We start from the raw sequence: 18,675 nt of genomic DNA, 5'->3' as shown, positions 1-18,675 counted from the left end.
TCATTTATTCACGAGAACTGCTGTGGATTTCCGTCATCTGCTTCCAAATAGAACCTTTTGCTTCTTCTCCTTCAGTGATTCTCGCAATAGCCATTCGGACTTGCAGCTTCACTTCAAATTCAGGATCATTTTCGGCTTCGTGTAAAGCATCCAAAGCGTTTTCTGTCCCTGATTCATACAAGAACATGGCAGCGCGCCATCTAACAAGCTTGTTCTTATCTTTCAATGCCTCTATAGCAGCTTTCTCAAAGCCCGCAAAGCCTAAATCGCTCATGCAGTCGCCTGCAGTTCGGCGTACCGCCCAACTTTTATCCTTCAATGCTTTTTCTACATACGGAATAACAGACTCATCTTCAATCATGCCGAGGTAAACCGTAGCAAGGCGGCGAATGGACATTTTTTCATCTTCCAGCGCACGATCAAGCAATGGAAGATCGGAAACGTCTGGATCTGGCATTTGATCAATCAATTGGAATCGTTTTTCCCATTCTTCCACATTGAAATCTTCCAGAGTGACTTTACGCTTTCGTTCTTCTACATTGCTTTTTCCCTGTTCTGATCGGTTTATAATTTCTTCTAAACGCTCATCCGGATATGCGGCTTCGACTTCCAGCACGACAGTTTCGCCAATTTCTTGCTTCTCTCCATATCGAATGCCATAATCTGCCCATTTACGAAGGAGGATATAGTTTTCCACTTCTGTACTATGCACTTTTTCCATTGCTTCACGAAAACGGTCGCTTAACGCAAATCGCACTTCAGAGTTACTATCGAAAACTTTCACTTGAAGAGGAATGTCTTTATACGTTTGAACATGCACATACACTTCTCCGTAATGATCATCCGGTGTTTGTTCGGCATCTCGGCTTACTTCCACTGACTCTTCGTTGAAAATAGCTTGCACTTCAGTAAGTATATCCTCCCAAGCAATATTTCCGATACGTTCAACCGCCATGAAATCCATCACATGATAGATTCCTTTAACACCTTTAATAGAAAGCATTTTCGATACAGGATGCGGTGCACTTGCTGCATCCTCTTTTTTATAGTTATGGCTGACACCCATTGGAAGCTCTTTGTCCAAAATAATCTTCATCGAGTTTGGACTTGGCGTCGGTTCTATCGTTACAATTTTCATTTCGAACACTCCTCACTTTATGATTCGGATATTTCTTGTAAATATGTCCACCGTTCTATTAAACGCTCGTATTCGGCATTCAGTTCATCCAGATCCTTTGTCAATTCACGCAAACGATCATAGTCCGATCCGAATTCAATCATTTCTGCTTCTGTCGATTCGATTTTCGCCTCTATATCCTCAATGTCCTGCTCAATTGTTTCCCATTCCTTTTTCTCTGAATACGTCATTCGCTTTTTAGCAACGATGGGCTCGGACGGCTGTTGAACTGGGACGTCTTTTTTAGAAGTGACTTCATCTGTTTTATCAGATTCCGCTTCAAGATATTCGGAATACAGGCCGTATAGCACATCAATATTTCCAGAGCCATCCAACACCCATAGCTTCGTAGATGTCCTATCAAGGAAAAAGCGGTCATGCGAGATCGTCATCACGACACCTGGAAACGAATCAATAAACGATTCAAGCACTGATAAAGTTTCGATATCAAGGTCGTTCGTCGGTTCATCAAGCAACAATACATTCGGCTGTTCCATGAGCAACTTTAACAAGTAAAGCCGTTTTCTTTCACCACCGGACAACTTTCCGATCGGGGTTCCGTGAGAAGAAGAAGGAAACAGAAAACGTTCGAGCATTTGTGTAGCAGAAATTCTGACACCCGCTCCATCTTCAATATCATTCGACGTTTCCCGAATGTATTCGATAATTCGTTTGTTTTCGTCCATATGCGGTAGACGCTGATGGAAATGCGCTATTTTCACGGTAGATCCCATCTCGATTGAGCCACTGTCAGGTTCAAGATCATTCGCAAACAGTTTCATAAGCGTCGTTTTTCCTGCACCGTTCGGACCAACGATTGCTATTCGATCCCCCGATTGTAAAATGCAACTGAAACGATCAATGATTTTTTTATGATTGAAAGCCTTTGAAACATCATGCGCCTCAATGACTTTCTTGCCTAGACGGGATGTTTTTAATGACACATCCATGTCAACAGCAGGGCCTTCTTTTTTCAGATTCTCTTGAAGCTCTTCGAAGCGGCCGATCCGAGCCTTCTGCTTCGTCGATCTCGCTTTTGCCCCGCGTCTGATCCATTTTAACTCAGTTCGGTACCTATTTCGCATCTTAGCGTCTGTCGCTTCCGCCATCTCTTCCCTGATCGCCTTCGACTCCAAATAATCGGCGAAATTTCCGGTATGTGCGTAAAGTGTACGATTAGCCAATTCATAAATATGGGTAGATACCGCGTCAAGGAAATAGCGGTCATGTGTAATGAACATGACAGCCCCTTGCTCACTCTTCAAGTATTCCTGCAACCAAGTGATTGACTGTACATCAAGGTGGTTGGTAGGCTCATCCAAAAGTAGAAGATCAGCAGGTTCGATAATCACTTTCGCCAAGGCGACACGTTTTTGTTGCCCTCCGGAAAGCTCGCCCATTTTTTTATCGAAAGTGTCAATCCCAAGCTTCGTCAAAACCATCCTCGCTTTTGTGTTCAAATCCCAAGCTGATCGTGCGTCCATCTCATTTTGCAATCGTGAAAAACGTTCTTGATTTTCTGCAGATGAGGAATCAGCAGAGAGTGCTGCAAGTGCATATTCATATTCCAAATTCAATTTGATTATCGGTGCATCTGACATGAATACCGTTTCCATTACAGTTTTGGCCGGATCTACTATTGGGGTTTGAGGTAAATAGGAAATACTGTATTTATTTGGATTTTCCTTACTGATAGAATCTGCATCCTCTACTCCGGCAATGATGGAAAGAAGCGTCGACTTGCCGGTTCCATTAATTCCAATTAAGCCTACTTTTTCCCCATTTACAATCGTGAACGATATATCACGAAACAGCGTTTTCTCCCCAACGCTTTTTGTTAAATTTTCCACAATCAATTGGCTCATTACAACACATCCATTTCTACTAACTACATATCTTCATGATAGCTCATATTCAATCGTTTTTGAACGGTGACGAATCGTTTACTATCAAAATTCGGGGGAAAATGAGTATGTATCAAACTTAAATGCTTTTCCCTTAAGTATCAGCTCCATGTCAAGGGGCATGATAATGATGTCACGAGAATAAAGACCTGTATTAATATTTTGACATAAATATTATTTATAAAATATGGATTACTACTGAAAACATTCCAATATCGCTATAAATCCAAATTTCAATTAAGACATTTTTATTTTGACAATATAATTAATTTGTCTATATAATAGTGAAATAATAAAGGAGGCAACATTTCAATGTCACAATTATCTAAAAAGCAAATTGTTGAAAGCGTTCCCCAAACAGGGTTCTTCGGCCATCCAAAAGGTCTTTTCACATTGTTCTTTACAGAATTTTGGGAGCGTTTCTCATATTACGGGATGAGAGCAATTCTTGTCTTTTACATGTACTATGAAGTGTCCAAAGGTGGACTTGGGATTAGTGAGACGACGGCGTTGTCCATCATGTCCATATACGGTGCCTTGGTCTATATGTCTGGAATTATCGGAGGATGGCTTGCTGACCGAGTATTCGGAACTTCCAAGGCAGTATTCTACGGTGGGATATTGATCATGTTGGGACACATCGTCCTTGCATTGCCTGGAGGAGCAACAGCACTTTTCATCTCTATGGGATTAATTGTTCTAGGAACGGGTCTATTGAAACCGAACGTTTCAAACATCGTCGGCGATATGTATGATATGGACGATATTCGCCGTGACTCAGGCTTCAGTGTATTCTACATGGGAATAAATATGGGAGGTTTCCTAGCTCCTTTAATTGTAGGTACTCTGGGAATGAAGTATAACTTCCACCTCGGATTCGGACTTGCTGCGATCGGTATGTTCATCGGACTAGTCCTGTTCGTCTTAACTAAGAAGAAGAATTTAGGACTTGCTGGAACTCAAATTCCAAATCCAATGACACCAACAGAACGCAAACGTTTCTTCTTGATTGTATTGGCTTCTATAATTGTTTTAGCGATTCTTGTTGTCATCTCGATTCCAAGAGGATGGCTCACATTTAATTCATTTATCGCCCTTGTAGGTATTCTTGGGTTCTTAATACCATTTTCTTATTTCATACTCATGTATAGAAGCAGCAAAACGACCCCTGATGAAAAATCAAGGATTCTCGCATACATCCCAATATTTTTAGCTGCTGTCATGTTTTGGTCCATTGCCGAACAAAGCTCAACCATTTTGGCGTTATATGCAGATAAACGAACAAATTTGGATGCATTCGGATTCCACATTTCTCCAGCGTGGTTCCAATCGCTAAATCCATTATTTATCATTACATTGGCACCAGTTTTCGCCTGGTTATGGATTAAAATGGGTAAACGTCAACCGACGATCCCTCAAAAATTTTCGTTCGGACTTCTTTTTGCAGGGCTTTCATTCATAGTCATTTTGTTGCCTGCCTATTTCGGTGGAGCTGGCACACTTGTAAACCCACTTTGGCTTGTTCTAAGTATTTTCATTGCAGTATTAGGTGAACTTTGCCTTTCTCCTGTAGGATTATCAGCAACGACAAAGTTGGCACCAGCAGCGTTTTCCGCACAGACAATGAGCTTATGGTTCCTGTCAAATGCTGCAGCGCAAGCGTTGAATGCCCAGCTTGTGAAATTTTACTCTGCAGAAACTGAAATGATGTATTTCGGCATCATCGGTGGTGTGGCAATCGTTCTAAGTTTGATCTTATTCGCCATTTCTCCTTTCATCCTTAAATTTATGAAGGGTGTACATTAATTTATATTTCTTTTAAAAAGCAATGCCGTTGACGGTATTGCTTTTTATCTTTCAAAGGTTGTTCTCGAATAAATTCGTAAATGATATGATAAAGTAGAAAGTAAATTCAATTTGTGGAAAAGGGGAAATATTATGATTGTGGGATTGTCCATTATTTTAGTTTTAGTGTTATTCCTACCTTTCACAATCTCGTTCGTCGAGCGCAACTTGGAAGTATTCCTCTTCATCATGGGAATAGCAGCAGTCGTAGTAAGCGGAGTTTTGGATAAGAGCTTGGTGTTAAAAGCGTTGGAAGATCCAATACATATAACGATTGCAGTTATAGTGGCAGGTCTAATTTTTAAATGGCTGCAAAAGCCTTTTGAAAGAGGAATTAAAGGCGTAAGCCGGATTCTTCCTTTTAGACTCTTTCTAGCACTAGTGATTATTATTCTTGGAATCATATCAAGCGTCATCACCGCTATCATCGCTGCCCTCGTTTTAGTTGCCATCGTCAGTGTTTTAGAACTTGATCGCAATTCGGAAGTTCGTTTTGTCATCCTCGCCTGTTATTCAATTGGTATGGGTGCTGTGTTGACGCCGATCGGCGAACCACTTTCAACTATTGCAACAAGTAAGCTAAATGAGGATTTCTTTTATCTTTTAAAACTCATTGGTCCAGATGTAATCCCCGGAGTCATCGCATTCGGCGTATTGGCTATATTTTTGATCAACCCTTCGAAAAAGACCAGGGGTTTGAAGGCGACCCAAGGAAAAGAATCGATGTTGGATATACTTATCCGCGGTTTTAAAGTCTACCTATTTGTTATGGCGTTGACTTTATTAGGCGCAGGATTTGAACCGTTCATTAAAAGATTCTTGCTAGACCTAAACCCGTATACCCTCTATTGGATCAATATGATATCGGCTGTTCTGGATAATGCAACTCTCGCAGCAGCAGAAATTAGCAGCGAGATGGACGAGCCTACTATTAAAGCGATTTTGCTAGGGCTTCTGATTAGTGGTGGGATGCTTATTCCAGGAAATATCCCGAACATCATCGCTGCTGGAAAATTAAATATTAAGAGCGTCGAGTGGGCAAGATTCGGAGTGCCTATCGGATTGATAACAATGATAGTCTACTTTATCGTGATTGTTATTTTCGGGTAAATAAGAGGTGGAAAAACGAATCGTTTTTCCACCTCTTTTGGTTTAGGGACTTATTCGTAGTCCCTTTTTTATTATTTCTTTTTCGTCAGACGTCCGAGCAGGAATGCGCCAGCCGCTAAACCAATCATCGTATTCGTCTTTTTCGTAAACACTTGTTTCACGACAAGATTCATATTTTGTGGTCTTTCCGCAAGACGCCGCATGAAATAGCCGTACCAGTCTTGTCCAAACGGAACGTACGTACAGAAGTTGTATCCTTCTTTTGCGAGTTCCAATTGCATTTCTTTCCTGAAACCGTATAACATTTGGAATTCAAACTTATCGTTTGAAATATTATTGTCTTTGACGAATTGTTTAACATGATTGATGACATTATGGTCATGCGTTGCGATTGACGTAAATTTACCGTTCAATAAATGCCATTCAATCAATTTAATATAGTTTTTGTCGATGTCTTGTTTATCTTGGTAAGCATATTCGGCAGGCTCTTTATAAGCTCCCTTGACGATTCTGAGACGGTAATTCTTATACTTATGCAAGTCTTCTTCCGCCCGGAAAAAATAAGCTTGAATGACAGTACCGACATTGTCGTATTGTGTCGACAGCTCGTCCAACAAGTTGAATGAAGGTTGGAGACGTGCATAGTCTTCCATGTCAAAATTGACAAAAAGACCGTATTTATTTGCCGCAGCGACGATTTCCTCTATGTTTTCTTTACAGAAATCATAGTCGATATCTAAACCTAGTTGAGATGGCTTCAATGAAATATGCGCATCCACTTCATTCTCATGAATAGCTTCAATAACTTCGAGAATCTGTTCTTTCGCGGCGAGTGCTTCCTCTTTTTCATAGACGAATTCGCCTAAATTGTCTACAGTACAAGAAATGCCGTGTTTGTTCAGTTCTTTGATGCTCTCAATTGTTTCGGTAATATTTGTTCCCGCCACAACGTTTTGAGCGCCTAATTTCAAACCGTATTTTTTCGCCGCACTATTCAAAAATTGATTTTGGGATAGGCCGATAAAGAAATCTTTTAACATTTCCATTTCTCCTCGATAAAAAATTATTTACATCAAGCATTATAACATAGCATACACAATTGACCATCAAATTAAGCAAAAAGGAAATTTTCGAGTCTTCCCGTTTAACTGGATGATTATAATCTGAACTGCCCTACCATATTTTCAAGCTCTTTAGCCATGTCATTTGTCTGCAGCGAACGTTGGGACACTTCGCTGATTGAAGCGGTTGTTTCCTCCGTTGCAGCAGAAATATTATTCGTTTTATTCTCAATTTCTTGCATTGATATTGTTAATTCAGTGATCAAATCCACGACTGAAGCCGACTTCTCAGCTTCGTTACTCATTAATTCGGAAATTTGATTGATTTCCTGAACTGTATTTGAGACTGCTGCAGCAATATTGCTTAGCGATTCCGAAGTGAGTTGTGCAGTACGGCTTCCCGTCTCGACTACTTTCGTACTTTCCAATGCTGATGTTTCGACTTGTCCGATTATAGTTGTAATATCCGTGACGATGTTTTCAACTTGCTGCACTTCCAGATTGGATTGTTCAGCCAGCTTTCTAACTTCTTCTGCTACTACAGCAAACCCTCTTCCATGTTCACCAGCCCTCGCAGCCTCTATAGAAGCGTTCAACGCCAATAAATTCGTCTGCGCAGCAATTCCTGAAATTGAATTCGTTATTTCTTGTATTTTACTCGTTGACTTGATGAGTTCCTGGATTGTAGAGCCGACATCAGTTGAAGACTGCCTAATTTTATTCATGTCCTGGCTAATATCGTTTGCAAGCTGTTGCCCATCTTGCGCAATTCTCATCGTCGATTGGGAATTGGCAGCTACCTCATCTGCACGCACTTTCGAGTTTTGCAAGTCGGCTGCAAGTGAGCTAAGGATGGAAGATGCATTTTCTGTATTAGTAGTTCCTTCCGTGACACTCACCGCTACATCGTTCATATTGTCAGCAACCATTTCAATTGCCCCGTTCATTTCACCTAAAGCCGAAGCAGTTGTTGAAGAATTCTCCATTAACTTATGGGAAGTATCCTTCATCGTTCCGATCATATTACGCAAATTTGCCGTCATCGTATTCAATGTGTTAGCAAGATTCCCAACTTCATCCCTGGAACTCACATTTACATTTTCGATATTCAAATTGCCGTCCGCAATCTCTTTCGCATGGCCAATCAATTGAGAAATCGGCTTCGTTTTACGACGAAGAAGCATGATCGTAATGAATGCAGCAATCAGTACTGGAATGATGCTAATAAGTATGCCATCACGAACAACTTCCCATGTCCGATCTGCTACGATGCTCGCATCAAAATCAATTACGCTAATTGCGATAATCTCTTTAGACTGGTCGTGATCTTTGAAGATTGGTGCATACCCGGACAATCTTTTCATGCCAGCAAAATTATACGGTTCAGAATAAGTTGGATGTTTCATTTCCAATAGCATGGAAATCGCTTCTTCATCCAATGGGATTTGATCTCCCGCTTCGATACCTTTACTAGCTAAATTATCATCAATTGCGATAAGTTTGCCATTTAAATCAACGACGTATTGTGTTTCAAATATGTCTTTATGTAAAACTGTCCAATTCAATTCTTTGCCCACTTTTTCAATCGTCGCTTTATCACCTGCCAATGCATTTTCAATGTCATTAGGCTGCAGTAAACCTGTCGTTATGTTTGCACAACCATATGCCTCTATGCCTGCTGCCTCGTAAAGCTTATCGTATGCTGTCTTATAAGTGGCGACAGATGTGATGGCAAGCATCGCGACAAGAATGCCGACTATTATAGTGCCTAATTGGAAAGTTAGGCTATTTCTTTTATTCATCATTTCTCTTCCTTCCTGTTACTAATCTATCACCCGGTGATAGAACTAACTATCTAAATGATACATGATTTTCGTATGATTTCATATTCAATTTCTTTATCTTTTTTCATTTAATTAGTAATCAATAAAAAAAGATGAAGGAAAATGGACTGCATTCCTTCATCTACTTACTCTTATTAATATGGCTTTATTCCACCCTTGAGTATCCTCCAAATTGTTCTTCAAGAATGGAACCGAGTGAAAAGATGGCATCCTCGTTGCCGTTTTTGCTAATGATTTGTAGTCCAATTGGCATCCCATCATTATCTCTTCCTACTGGTACTGTCAACGCAGGGAGCCCCCATGTGTTTGCGTAGGCGACAAACGGCATATATTTCAGGAATGTTTTATTAATAGAAAAAATCTCCTTATATACAATGCCATGAGGAGGGGCTGCAGTATGATAAACCGGCATGACGATTAATCGTTTTGCTAAGTAATCTTCTAAAAATTGGTTTCCCTCTTCTAATAGATTTGATATTTCATCTATCCTTTTTGCCGATGGCTTGAACAATGAAGCCCCGATTAACGCCCATGATAAATAGCGATGAATATTTGAGGTTCCATTCATCTTTTCTTTTAAATACGCAGTTAGCGGACTGCCCTTCCCATTTCCGAAGGCTACCTTCCGGGTGGATTCTCCTCCATCGATCGACATGATTTCTTGCCAAAGAAGAGCTGATACTTTGAGGTTAGGCAAAGATTCCCTCTCCGTCTTATAACTATCCTTCAAGGAAAGATAGACGTTGTTTAACAATTTTACCGATTCATCGGAAATTGGAAACTCGGTGGTACGAAATACATTTATCGAAAAACCAGCGAGGTTCTGTTCTTCGATTTGGTGGTCAGCAATGATGGAATACAACAGCTTCGTATCCCTTACTGTTTTCGTTATCGGTCCGATGCCAAGCATCCTTTGCTGCCATAGATCTTCCACAAACGGAAAGCTTCCAACTTGGGACACTTGCCCTTTTCCTGATTTAAATCCGATAACACCATTGAAATGGCTTGGAAACCGGATTGACCCTCCTATGTCTGAGCCAATTCCGGCTGCTGCCGCGCCAAGAGCAATCGCCGCCCCTTCCCCGCCGCTTGAACCACCGGCTGTCCGATTTAAGTTCCATGGATTATTTGTTCTGCCATACAATTTATTATCCGTCTCTTGGCAAAAACATAATTCAGGTGTGTTAGTCTTACCTAGTATAATTGCCCCTTCAGCTTTCAACTTCTTGACAATGTGCGCGTCTTCTTCTTGTACGGATCCTTTTCTTGCAAGCAATCCGCCTGTCGTTTGCATTCCGGCTACATCAAATGATTCTTTCATGCTCATTGGAACACCAAATAATGCCCCTTTCGCTTCTCCGTTAGATAACGCCTCGTCAGCCTGTGCCGCCTCCTCCATAGCAGCGGAAAAACGCTCTTCCACTAAAAAATTGACGGATGGATTTTTTTCTTTCATTCGTTCAATAAAAATAGAAATAACTTCTGAAACGGTTATTTCCCTATTCAATATCATTTTTCGAATATGTGTAACATCTGCATCTAAGGTGACATCCACCTTCTCCATTAACATTTCCCCACTCCCGTCCTCTCCATATTAAAACTATTCAATATATTCATTATAATGATAGATTCTTATTAAGACAAATGAAGAAAGCTTCTTTCCCCGCCAGGAAAGAAGCCTAAACAAATCATATAAGATTTACGAAGATAATTATGAGTATGATGAGGCATGATACCGCTAAAGCGACCCATTGACCGGTGTCGGGCTTATCTGGCCTACTATCCCATTTTTGCATGACAATCTCTCCTTTTCTTCGCAACTCATCACTAAGGATTTCCTGGCTTTCAGCATTTTAAAACAGACTATTCATAATTCAATTATTTACTCAATTGAATTATGCTAAACTAGTACAGAGAAATGGGGGCGTCAGATGTATGTATTTATAATTAATCCCGCGTCTGGTAAAGGCGAGGCACTTGCAATTTGGCACGAAATCGAATCGTTATTAATCGCTAGGAAAGTATCCTTCGAAACGCATATATGCATCACTGCCGAATTGACACGCACGTATATGAATGAAAAAATCGCTTCACAATCAATTTGTGCTTTCATCGTAATCGGCGGCGATGGGACAGTAAGTTCCGTCCTTCAACAATTAGTCAATACGAATATTCCACTTGCTATCCTCCCTGCCGGATCAGGAAACGATATCGCTAGAAATTGTGCTTTTATTGAAAAACCAGATCATTTTGTCGAGAAGTTGATCATCTGTGAAACAAAAGCGATGGATCTACTATATGTGAATGGATTGTACGGAATAACAGTCGTCGGTGTTGGAATGGATGCGAAGATCGGAATGAGAGCTGATCGCTCCATTTATAAAAAATGGCTTAATCGATTCAATCTTGGTTCTTTTTCTTATACGATCGCCGCAATTATTGAACTGATGACTTTCAAGCCATTTCGTGGCAGCCTCTTCGTCGATGGAAGCCTAGCTCTCCAAACTAATTTATGGCTAGTTGCAAACGGTAATATGAAGATGTATGGAGGTGGTTTACTAATTTGTCCTTATGCGGATCCTCAAGACGGACTAATAGATATGACTATCTTGCATGATGCAAAACGGTGGAAAGTCTTATCCAAGCTTTTTCCTAAACTTTTAAAAGGCAAGCCTATCTTTGCGAAGGAAGTCACCTATTTGAAAGGAAAGGATATTAAGATTGAAGGAGAACATAAATTGCCTTATATCGTTGATGGAGAAATATTTTACTCTACTGAAATTTGCCTTTCCATTCAGCCAAGAGCTTTGAAACTTGTTGTCACTTCTTAAAATTTGATATTCCTATAAAGAAAACGCTTACATATTTTATTGAATTATTTGCCTAGAGAAATTCATTCAAATTAATCGGCAATTATGAACAATCTTATGTTCTTCTTCGGTGTTTCATGTTAATATAATAAAATATTCATTTAAGTTACCGGAGGGAACGAGCATATGACAAAGATGGCTAAAAGTGAAACGAAGACAGTACAGGTAGAAGATATTCTAATCGCCAATCAATTGCTAAAGGATGTAGTAATCCATACACCTTTGCAAAAAAATGAGAGGCTGTCCGAAAAATACGGATGTAATGTCTATATTAAGCGGGAAGATTTACAATACGTACGCTCGTTCAAATTACGCGGTGCCTATTATAAAATCAAGCGGATTGAATCAGAAGCCCGCGAAAATGGGATTGTTTGTGTAAGTGCCGGCAATCATGCACAAGGTGTCGCTTATGCATGTGCTCAATTGAAAATAAACGGCAAAATCTTCATGCCACAAACAACGCCAAAACAGAAAGTCAATCAGGTGAAAATGTTCGGCAAGGATTTTGTTGAAATTATCCTCGTCGGTGATACGTTCGATGATTCATCTGCCCATGCAGTGAATAGCGCGGAACAGGAAGATCGCATTTTTATCCATCCATTCGATGACAGGGATATTATTGCAGGGCAAGGGACAGTTGCTGTTGAAGTAATGAACGATATCGAAGAACCGATCGACTTCGTTTTTGCAAGCATCGGCGGTGGCGGTCTCATGTCGGGAATTAGCACATATATTAAAAACCTTTCCCCTATTACAAAGATGATCGGAGTCGAACCAGAAGGGGCCAGCAGTATGAAAGCTGCTGTCCGAAATGGGGCTGTTACAGCTTTGGATAGTATCGATAAATTCGTCGATGGTGCAGCCGTTAAATGTGTAGGCAACCAAACATATGAAATCTGCCGGAAATATGTCGACGACATTTTAAGTGTACCTGAAGGGAAAGTTTGCACTGCTATTTTGGATTTATATAACGAGCATGCTATCATCGCTGAACCGGCAGGGGCTTTGCCAATTGCCGCACTGGATTTCTATAAAGATCAGATCAAAGGGAAATCGGTTGTTTGCATTATTAGCGGAGGAAATAACGATATTGGACGGATGCAGGAAATTAAGGAGAAATCCTTATTATATGAAGGTTTGCTCTACTATTTCATCATCAATTTCCCTCAACGCGCAGGCGCGTTGCGTCAGTTTCTCGACTCTGTGTTAGGCCCGGATGATGATATTACAACTTTTGAATATACGAAAAAGCATAATAAGGAAAATGGACCTGGCCTTGTCGGCATTGAATTGAAAAGAAAAGAAGATTATGCCGGTCTACTGCTCCGTATGGAACAGAATGGCTTCCCCTTCACGGAAGTGAATAAAGATAGTACGTTATTTGAACTCCTTATTTAATTACAAGGAAAACCCACAAACGGCAATATCGCCGTTTGTGGGTTTTAGTTATTCGGTGTGGTAGCAATGACGGTCGCGATTCTATCGATTGCAGGGAGTGCATTCTTTCTTTGCCCTTGTGTAAGGACGCTAAAAATCAACGTTTCCCCGCTTTTTGTTTCAACATAACCCGCCAATGAATTCACTTGGTTTAAACTACCTGTCTTTGCAATGACTTTCCCTTTTACAGAAGCACTCGTCAGCCTATTTTTTAACGTACCGCCTACGAAACGGTCATTCATTCCTGAAATAGGTATAGCTTGTACGAAACTTCTGTACCACGGTGCTTGCCGTGCAATAAATAGCAATTCTGTCAGTTGCGCAGATGTTACTTTGTTTTTATGAGACATGCCGGACGCATCTTCAAAACTCCATTCAGCTGTATGTAAACCGACGGATTGTCCAAATTCTCGCATTACACGAAGACCCGCATTCCAGCTTCCTTCTCCATAAACCTGTTTACCCATCGTCTTTGCCAATATTTCTGCATGTGTGTTATTACTTAACTTCATGAATGGCTTCATCAAATTCTTCAATGGCATCGACTGTCTCGAAGTAAGGACCTTGGCATTCTGCGGGGTGCTTCTTCTTGTCACTTTGGAAGATTTGGTGAATGTGATTCCTTTTGTTGTTAACGACTTTTTAAATACATCAAGTGTATAAGCTGTCGGATTAGAGATTGTAACCCATTCTTTTTTTCCAGCACTTCCAACTGGTACATTTCCTGTAATGACAATATTATTCGTTCCATATTGTCGCTTGATCGACAATGTGTTTTTATAGCCCTTCGGAACCGTCTTACTTTTGTTAATGATTGTAACGATTCCTGTGTCAGGAGTTAGTGTGACTTTGGCTTTATACCCTTTCTTAGTCGGACTAGCGTTGACAATGACAGTTCCAGCATCATAATCGGTGTTTGGTGATAATGTTAAGCCGGAAATTTGAGCGGCATAGTAAAAGGTTTCATCACTTTTATCAATTCCAGGTGAAAGACGGACCGAATCGAACCAACTGTCATCTCCGACAAGATCACCATTAACTTTCTTTACTCCGAGTTTTGCCAGTGTTGCAGCAAATTGATCCAAATCCTTTTTCAAAAGAGTCGGATCCCCTTCACCACGCAAATAGAGATTGCCGCTCAATACCCCTTTGGATATAGAGCCGTCCGTAAGCAAATCCGTCTTGAATCGGTATTCTTCTCCGAGCATTTCCAATGCTGCCGCTGACGTGAGCAGCTTCAATGTGGAAGCTGGCGTCAATTTGTTATCCGCATTGGCCTCGTAAATTATTTCTCCCGTGGACGCCTTTCGCACAGTGACACTGCTGACAACAGATTTCATTGAATCTCCCGATAAGACAGCATTGATATTTCTTTCCAACTTATCATGCGAAGCTGAAGCTTGTGCCTCCTTTTGCCAAGGAGCAACTGTGAACACGGTAGCAAACGACATGAAAACAGCCATGAAAATCATAGCGGTTCTTTTGAACAACAAATCATTTCCCCCTTCTTCTTTGATGTCGTTTTCAGTCTACCATTTTATTCTAAGCAAATAAATAGATTTCGAGATAATAAGTATTTTATTAATAACATCTATGTAACTATAGAATTTTCTATTATTGATAAACTCAAAATACAAATGACAAAAAAAGACACCCATTGTAAATGGATGCCTATCCTTAACATTATAAACCTACTGAGATATATTTTATTTCAATATACTCATCCAAACCGTGGTGTCCGCCTTCCCTGCCGAGTCCGCTTTGTTTGAATCCGCCGAAAGGCGCTTGCGGAGTTGATGGGAGACCATCATTCAAGCCGACGATTCCGTATTCCAATCGCTCGCTCATCCGAATGCCTGTTGAAATATTCTCTGTAAATACATAAGCAGCCAATCCATAAATCGAATCATTCGCTCTTCTAATCACTTCTTCCTCAGAAGAGAAAGTTATAATCGGTGCAACTGGACCGAACGTTTCTTCCTGCATACATACCATATCATCTTTGACACTACGTAAAACGGTCGGTTCGTAGAATAAACCGTCCTTCCTAGAACCACCAACGGCTATTTCTGCACCTTTCGCTTGAGCATCATCGACATGTCGTTGTACTTTTTGGATTGCGTCTTCATCAATAAGAGGGCCAATTGTTACACCTTCTTCCTTGCCGTTTCCTACTTTCAAAAGTTTGATCCTCTCAACTAACTTTTGTGAAAAGGCTTCCTCGATTGCTTCATGTACATAAATCCGATTGGCACATACGCATGTTTGCCCGGCGTTCCTGAACTTGGCGGCTATAATTCCATCCACGGCTTTGTCAAGATTACAGTCCTCCATGACGATTGCCGGTGCATGCCCACCCAATTCCAAAGAGATTTTCTTCACTGTATCTGCCGCGCCGCGCATTAGTAGCTTCCCGACTTCGGTGGAACCGGTAAATGTCAGCTTGCGTACCCGTGTATCTTGCAGCCAAACATCCCCAATTGAACTTGCATCACCTGTAACGACATTTACGACGCCAGCAGGAATACCTGCTTCCAGTGCCAATTCAGCCAACCGTATCGCGGTTATCGGAGTCTGTTCCGCTGGCTTGATGACGACCGTGCAGCCTGCAGCCAATGCAGGGGCGACTTTTCTCGTAATCATCGCTGCCGGAAAATTCCACGGTGTAATCACTGCGGTTACACCAACTGGCTGTTTATGGACGAAGATGCGTTTTCCTGTATTACTTGCAGGAATCATTTCACCATAGATGCGCTTTGCTTCTTCCGCGTACCAAGAAATGAAGCCGTTTGCGTATGTGATTTCTCCTTTTGCCTCAGCTATTGGCTTCCCTTGCTCCTCCGTCATTGTCCGAGCCAGATCATCCGTATGTCTTTCAATCAGTTCATGCCATTTTACTAGGTAGGAACTTCTTTCATAAGCGGATAGCATTGACCATTGCTGAAACGCATTGTTTGCAGCTTCAACTGCCTGTCCAGCTTCCTCTGCACCTCCATCCGGAACCGTTGCGATCAGTTCTCCAGTTGCAGGATTCATGACATCAATTGTACCAAGAGCTTTTCCGACTTTTTTTCCGTCAATGATCATCGAAAATGCATTCATCTCATAACCTCCTCCTATTTCTATATACAAATGTATCATTAATTTTTCATGAATTCCTTCCCAGCGGGTTGCATAGTGAGAAATTGTTTCGAATCGTCTTACAATGTACGTTTGTATCTATTGTGCTAAACTATTTATAAAAAAGATGAAAGGCGGTAAAGAGGATGGAAACATCGAATCAAGTCAAATTGACTTCACTAACAACAAAAGGAGGATGCGGCTGTAAAATTGGACCCGCAGACTTAGTACAAGTTCTTCAATCCCTTCCCCCTGCCGTCTCCGATCCAAATCTTCTCGTCGGCCTCGATACGAGTGATGATGCCGGCGTTTATAAATTGACGGACGATATCGCGATCGTCCAAACACTTGACTTTTTCACTCCGATTGTCGATGATCCATATGATTTCGGACAAATTGCAACAACGAATGCTATTAGCGATGTCTACGCAATGGGCGGAACTCCGATCACTGCTCTAAATATCGTGGCATTCCCCATTTCAAAATTGGACAAAAGCATTCTTACCGAAATTTTGAGAGGTGCTGGAGACAAGTTAAAAGAGGCTGGTGTCACTCTTGTCGGTGGACATTCCATTGACGATCAGGAACCTAAATTCGGCTTAGCGGTGACAGGCACTGTCCATCCCGAAAAAGTTTGTACAAACGCCGGTGCAGAAGCAGGAGACAAGTTAGTGCTGACGAAGCCGATCGGCGTCGGTATATATACTACTTCTTTAAAACACGGTGCCCTTTCTAATGAAGAAATTGAGCAAGTGACTTCAATAATGACGACTTTGAACAAGACTGCGTCAGAAGTGATGTCTAACTATGAAGTTCATGCAGCTACAGATGTCACTGGATTCGGCTTGCTTGGGCATGCGACTGAAATGGCAAAGGCAAGCCGTAAAGGCATTCGGATTTTTGCAGAGCAAGTTCCAATTCTTCCTCGCACAAAAGAACTTGCAGAAGCAGGAAGGATACCAGGTGGAACCAAAAGCAATTATGCCCACGTTGCTGATACGGTTATCTATTCTGAAAACATTGATCAATTGGACCGTTATATTTTGTGTGATGCAGTCACTTCGGGAGGTCTGCTTATTTCAGTTTCAGCAAACGATGCAGACCAATTAATTGACGAGATGAATAAAAAGGGCGTCCATGCAGCCATCATAGGAGAAGTAACTTCCGAGCATTCAGGAAATATCCATGTTTACTGACTCTTATAATAGAAGGTGATAGAAATTGATTCGTGATATAAGTTTACAAGAGCTATTTTTATCGGTTGCAAAAGAGCCGCATACAATTATTGATGTCCGTTCTCCATCTGAGTATAGGGAGGCGACAATACCAGGAAGTATCAATATCCCTGTCTTTACCGACGAAGAACGAGCAGAAATTGGAACCCTTTACAAACAGGTCAGCAAAGAGGATGCTAATGAACGGGGTCTGGAAATTTTCTCAGCGAAACTACCCTCTTTCATACAGCAATTCAAGAAGATAGAAACACCTATGACAGTATTTTGCTGGCGTGGCGGCATGAGAAGCAAAACAGCAGCAACCGTCCTTGGTTTAATGGGCATCCAGGCAAATCGGTTAAGCGGTGGAATCCGGACATATCGCCAATGGGTTGTGAAAGAATTAGAAAAAGAAGTTTTTCCACCCAGCTTTATTGTTTTGAATGGATATACCGGATCGGGCAAAACTGTTCTTTTGAATCGGCTAGCATGCAATGGTTATCCTGTTATCAATCTCGAACAGCTCGCCGGACATCGTGGCTCCATTTTCGGCCAAATCGGACGTGAACCAAACAACCAAAAGAAATTCGATTCTTTGCTGATCCATGAACTTCAAAAAACGAAAGACGAACCTCTCGTCTATATTGAAGGAGAAAGCAAACGAATCGGAAAAGTGCTGATCCCCTCTTTCCTGTTAGACAAAAAGAAAAATGGAATCCATGTTTTCATCCATCTCCCAATAAAGGAACGGGTTAAAAACATTTTGGCTGATTATAATCCATGGGATGCTGGAGATAAATTCATTAAGGCATTTAATTTAATTAAACGGCGCATCCATGTCCCGGTCGCAAAAGAAATAGAAGAAAAATTGAACGAAGGACAATTTGAGGGAGCAGTTACTTTATTGCTTGAAAATTACTACGATCCTAGATATGAGTATTCGACGACAAAACATCCACAAGAAAACGACTTTGTCATCTATGCAGACTCTGTTGATGATGCTTATGAACAATTATTGAAGTTGGACTTTACTTTCGAGAAAATGAAATCAAAAAAGGCTGCCAATCACTTACTCAAGTGATTGACAGCCTTT

Annotated in this window: 13 protein-coding genes; 6 read left to right on the top strand and 7 right to left on the bottom strand. The window is 41.0% G+C overall.

Annotated elements, in window-relative coordinates:
- Nucleotides 1–4: 4 nt before the first annotated feature.
- Entirely contained in the window at nt 5–1,138 is a 1,134-nt protein-coding gene (locus AC0L13_RS08605) for a conserved virulence factor C family protein (RefSeq protein WP_473645921.1), read from the bottom strand.
- A gap of 17 nt (nt 1,139–1,155) precedes the next feature.
- Nucleotides 1,156–3,042, bottom strand: coding sequence for an ABC-F family ATP-binding cassette domain-containing protein (locus AC0L13_RS08600; protein WP_473645918.1), 1,887 nt, complete (start codon nt 3,040–3,042; stop codon nt 1,156–1,158).
- A 351-nt stretch (nt 3,043–3,393) separates the two neighbouring features.
- Here AC0L13_RS08600 and AC0L13_RS08595 point away from each other — a divergent pair, with 351 nt between their 5' ends.
- Together AC0L13_RS08595 and AC0L13_RS08590 are read left to right on the top strand one after the other, a co-directional pair.
- Nucleotides 3,394–4,887 (top strand): peptide MFS transporter, encoded by a 1,494-nt coding sequence (locus AC0L13_RS08595; RefSeq protein ID WP_473645916.1) that lies wholly within the window; start codon nt 3,394–3,396, stop codon nt 4,885–4,887.
- Nucleotides 4,888–5,019: 132 nt separating this feature from the next.
- Nucleotides 5,020–6,036 (top strand): DUF1646 family protein, encoded by a 1,017-nt coding sequence (locus tag AC0L13_RS08590; protein WP_473645913.1) that lies wholly within the window; start codon nt 5,020–5,022, stop codon nt 6,034–6,036.
- A gap of 71 nt (nt 6,037–6,107) precedes the next feature.
- On the opposite strand, the gene AC0L13_RS08585 is transcribed toward AC0L13_RS08590, so the two are convergent.
- The 3 genes from AC0L13_RS08585 to AC0L13_RS08575 form a co-directional block, all read right to left on the bottom strand.
- Nucleotides 6,108–7,076 carry a proline dehydrogenase family protein gene (locus AC0L13_RS08585; RefSeq protein WP_473645911.1) on the bottom strand — a complete coding sequence of 323 codons (969 nt, stop codon included), beginning with the start codon at nt 7,074–7,076 and terminating at the stop codon, nt 6,108–6,110.
- Nucleotides 7,077–7,192: 116 nt separating this feature from the next.
- On the bottom strand, nt 7,193–8,899 hold the full coding sequence (locus AC0L13_RS08580) for a methyl-accepting chemotaxis protein (RefSeq protein WP_473645909.1): 1,707 nt from the start codon (nt 8,897–8,899) through the stop codon (nt 7,193–7,195).
- A 187-nt stretch (nt 8,900–9,086) separates the two neighbouring features.
- Nucleotides 9,087–10,511 (bottom strand): amidase, encoded by a 1,425-nt coding sequence (locus AC0L13_RS08575; RefSeq protein WP_473645907.1) that lies wholly within the window; start codon nt 10,509–10,511, stop codon nt 9,087–9,089.
- A gap of 361 nt (nt 10,512–10,872) precedes the next feature.
- On the opposite strand from AC0L13_RS08575, the gene AC0L13_RS08570 reads away from it, so the two are divergent.
- Together AC0L13_RS08570 and ilvA are read left to right on the top strand one after the other, a co-directional pair.
- Nucleotides 10,873–11,772: a diacylglycerol/lipid kinase family protein gene (locus AC0L13_RS08570; protein WP_473645905.1), complete on the top strand. Its 900-nt coding sequence runs from the start codon at nt 10,873–10,875 to the stop codon at nt 11,770–11,772.
- 174 nt (nt 11,773–11,946) lie between these two features.
- Nucleotides 11,947–13,209, top strand: a complete 1,263-nt coding sequence (ilvA, locus tag AC0L13_RS08565; protein WP_473646919.1) for a threonine ammonia-lyase IlvA — start codon at nt 11,947–11,949, stop codon at nt 13,207–13,209.
- 44 nt (nt 13,210–13,253) lie between these two features.
- On the opposite strand, the gene dacB is transcribed toward ilvA, so the two are convergent.
- Nucleotides 13,254–14,741, bottom strand: a complete 1,488-nt coding sequence (dacB, locus tag AC0L13_RS08560; RefSeq protein ID WP_473645903.1) for a D-alanyl-D-alanine carboxypeptidase/D-alanyl-D-alanine endopeptidase — start codon at nt 14,739–14,741, stop codon at nt 13,254–13,256.
- Between the two features lie 190 nt (nt 14,742–14,931).
- The gene (locus tag AC0L13_RS08555; RefSeq protein ID WP_473645901.1) at nt 14,932–16,350 is read right to left on the bottom strand and encodes an NAD-dependent succinate-semialdehyde dehydrogenase; all 1,419 of its coding nucleotides are present in this window, start codon (nt 16,348–16,350) and stop codon (nt 14,932–14,934) included.
- A 164-nt stretch (nt 16,351–16,514) separates the two neighbouring features.
- On the opposite strand from AC0L13_RS08555, the gene selD reads away from it, so the two are divergent.
- Nucleotides 16,515–17,564, top strand: a complete 1,050-nt coding sequence (gene selD / locus AC0L13_RS08550; RefSeq protein ID WP_473645899.1) for a selenide, water dikinase SelD — start codon at nt 16,515–16,517, stop codon at nt 17,562–17,564.
- Between the two features lie 25 nt (nt 17,565–17,589).
- The gene (mnmH, locus tag AC0L13_RS08545) at nt 17,590–18,663 is read left to right on the top strand and encodes a tRNA 2-selenouridine(34) synthase MnmH (RefSeq protein ID WP_473645897.1); all 1,074 of its coding nucleotides are present in this window, start codon (nt 17,590–17,592) and stop codon (nt 18,661–18,663) included.
- Nucleotides 18,664–18,675: the final 12 nt, after the last annotated feature.

This window comes from Sporosarcina sp. QA0331 (genome assembly GCF_055808055.1).
Note: the sequence above shows the minus strand (reverse complement) of the source record. Positions and strands in the feature narration are given on the sequence as shown.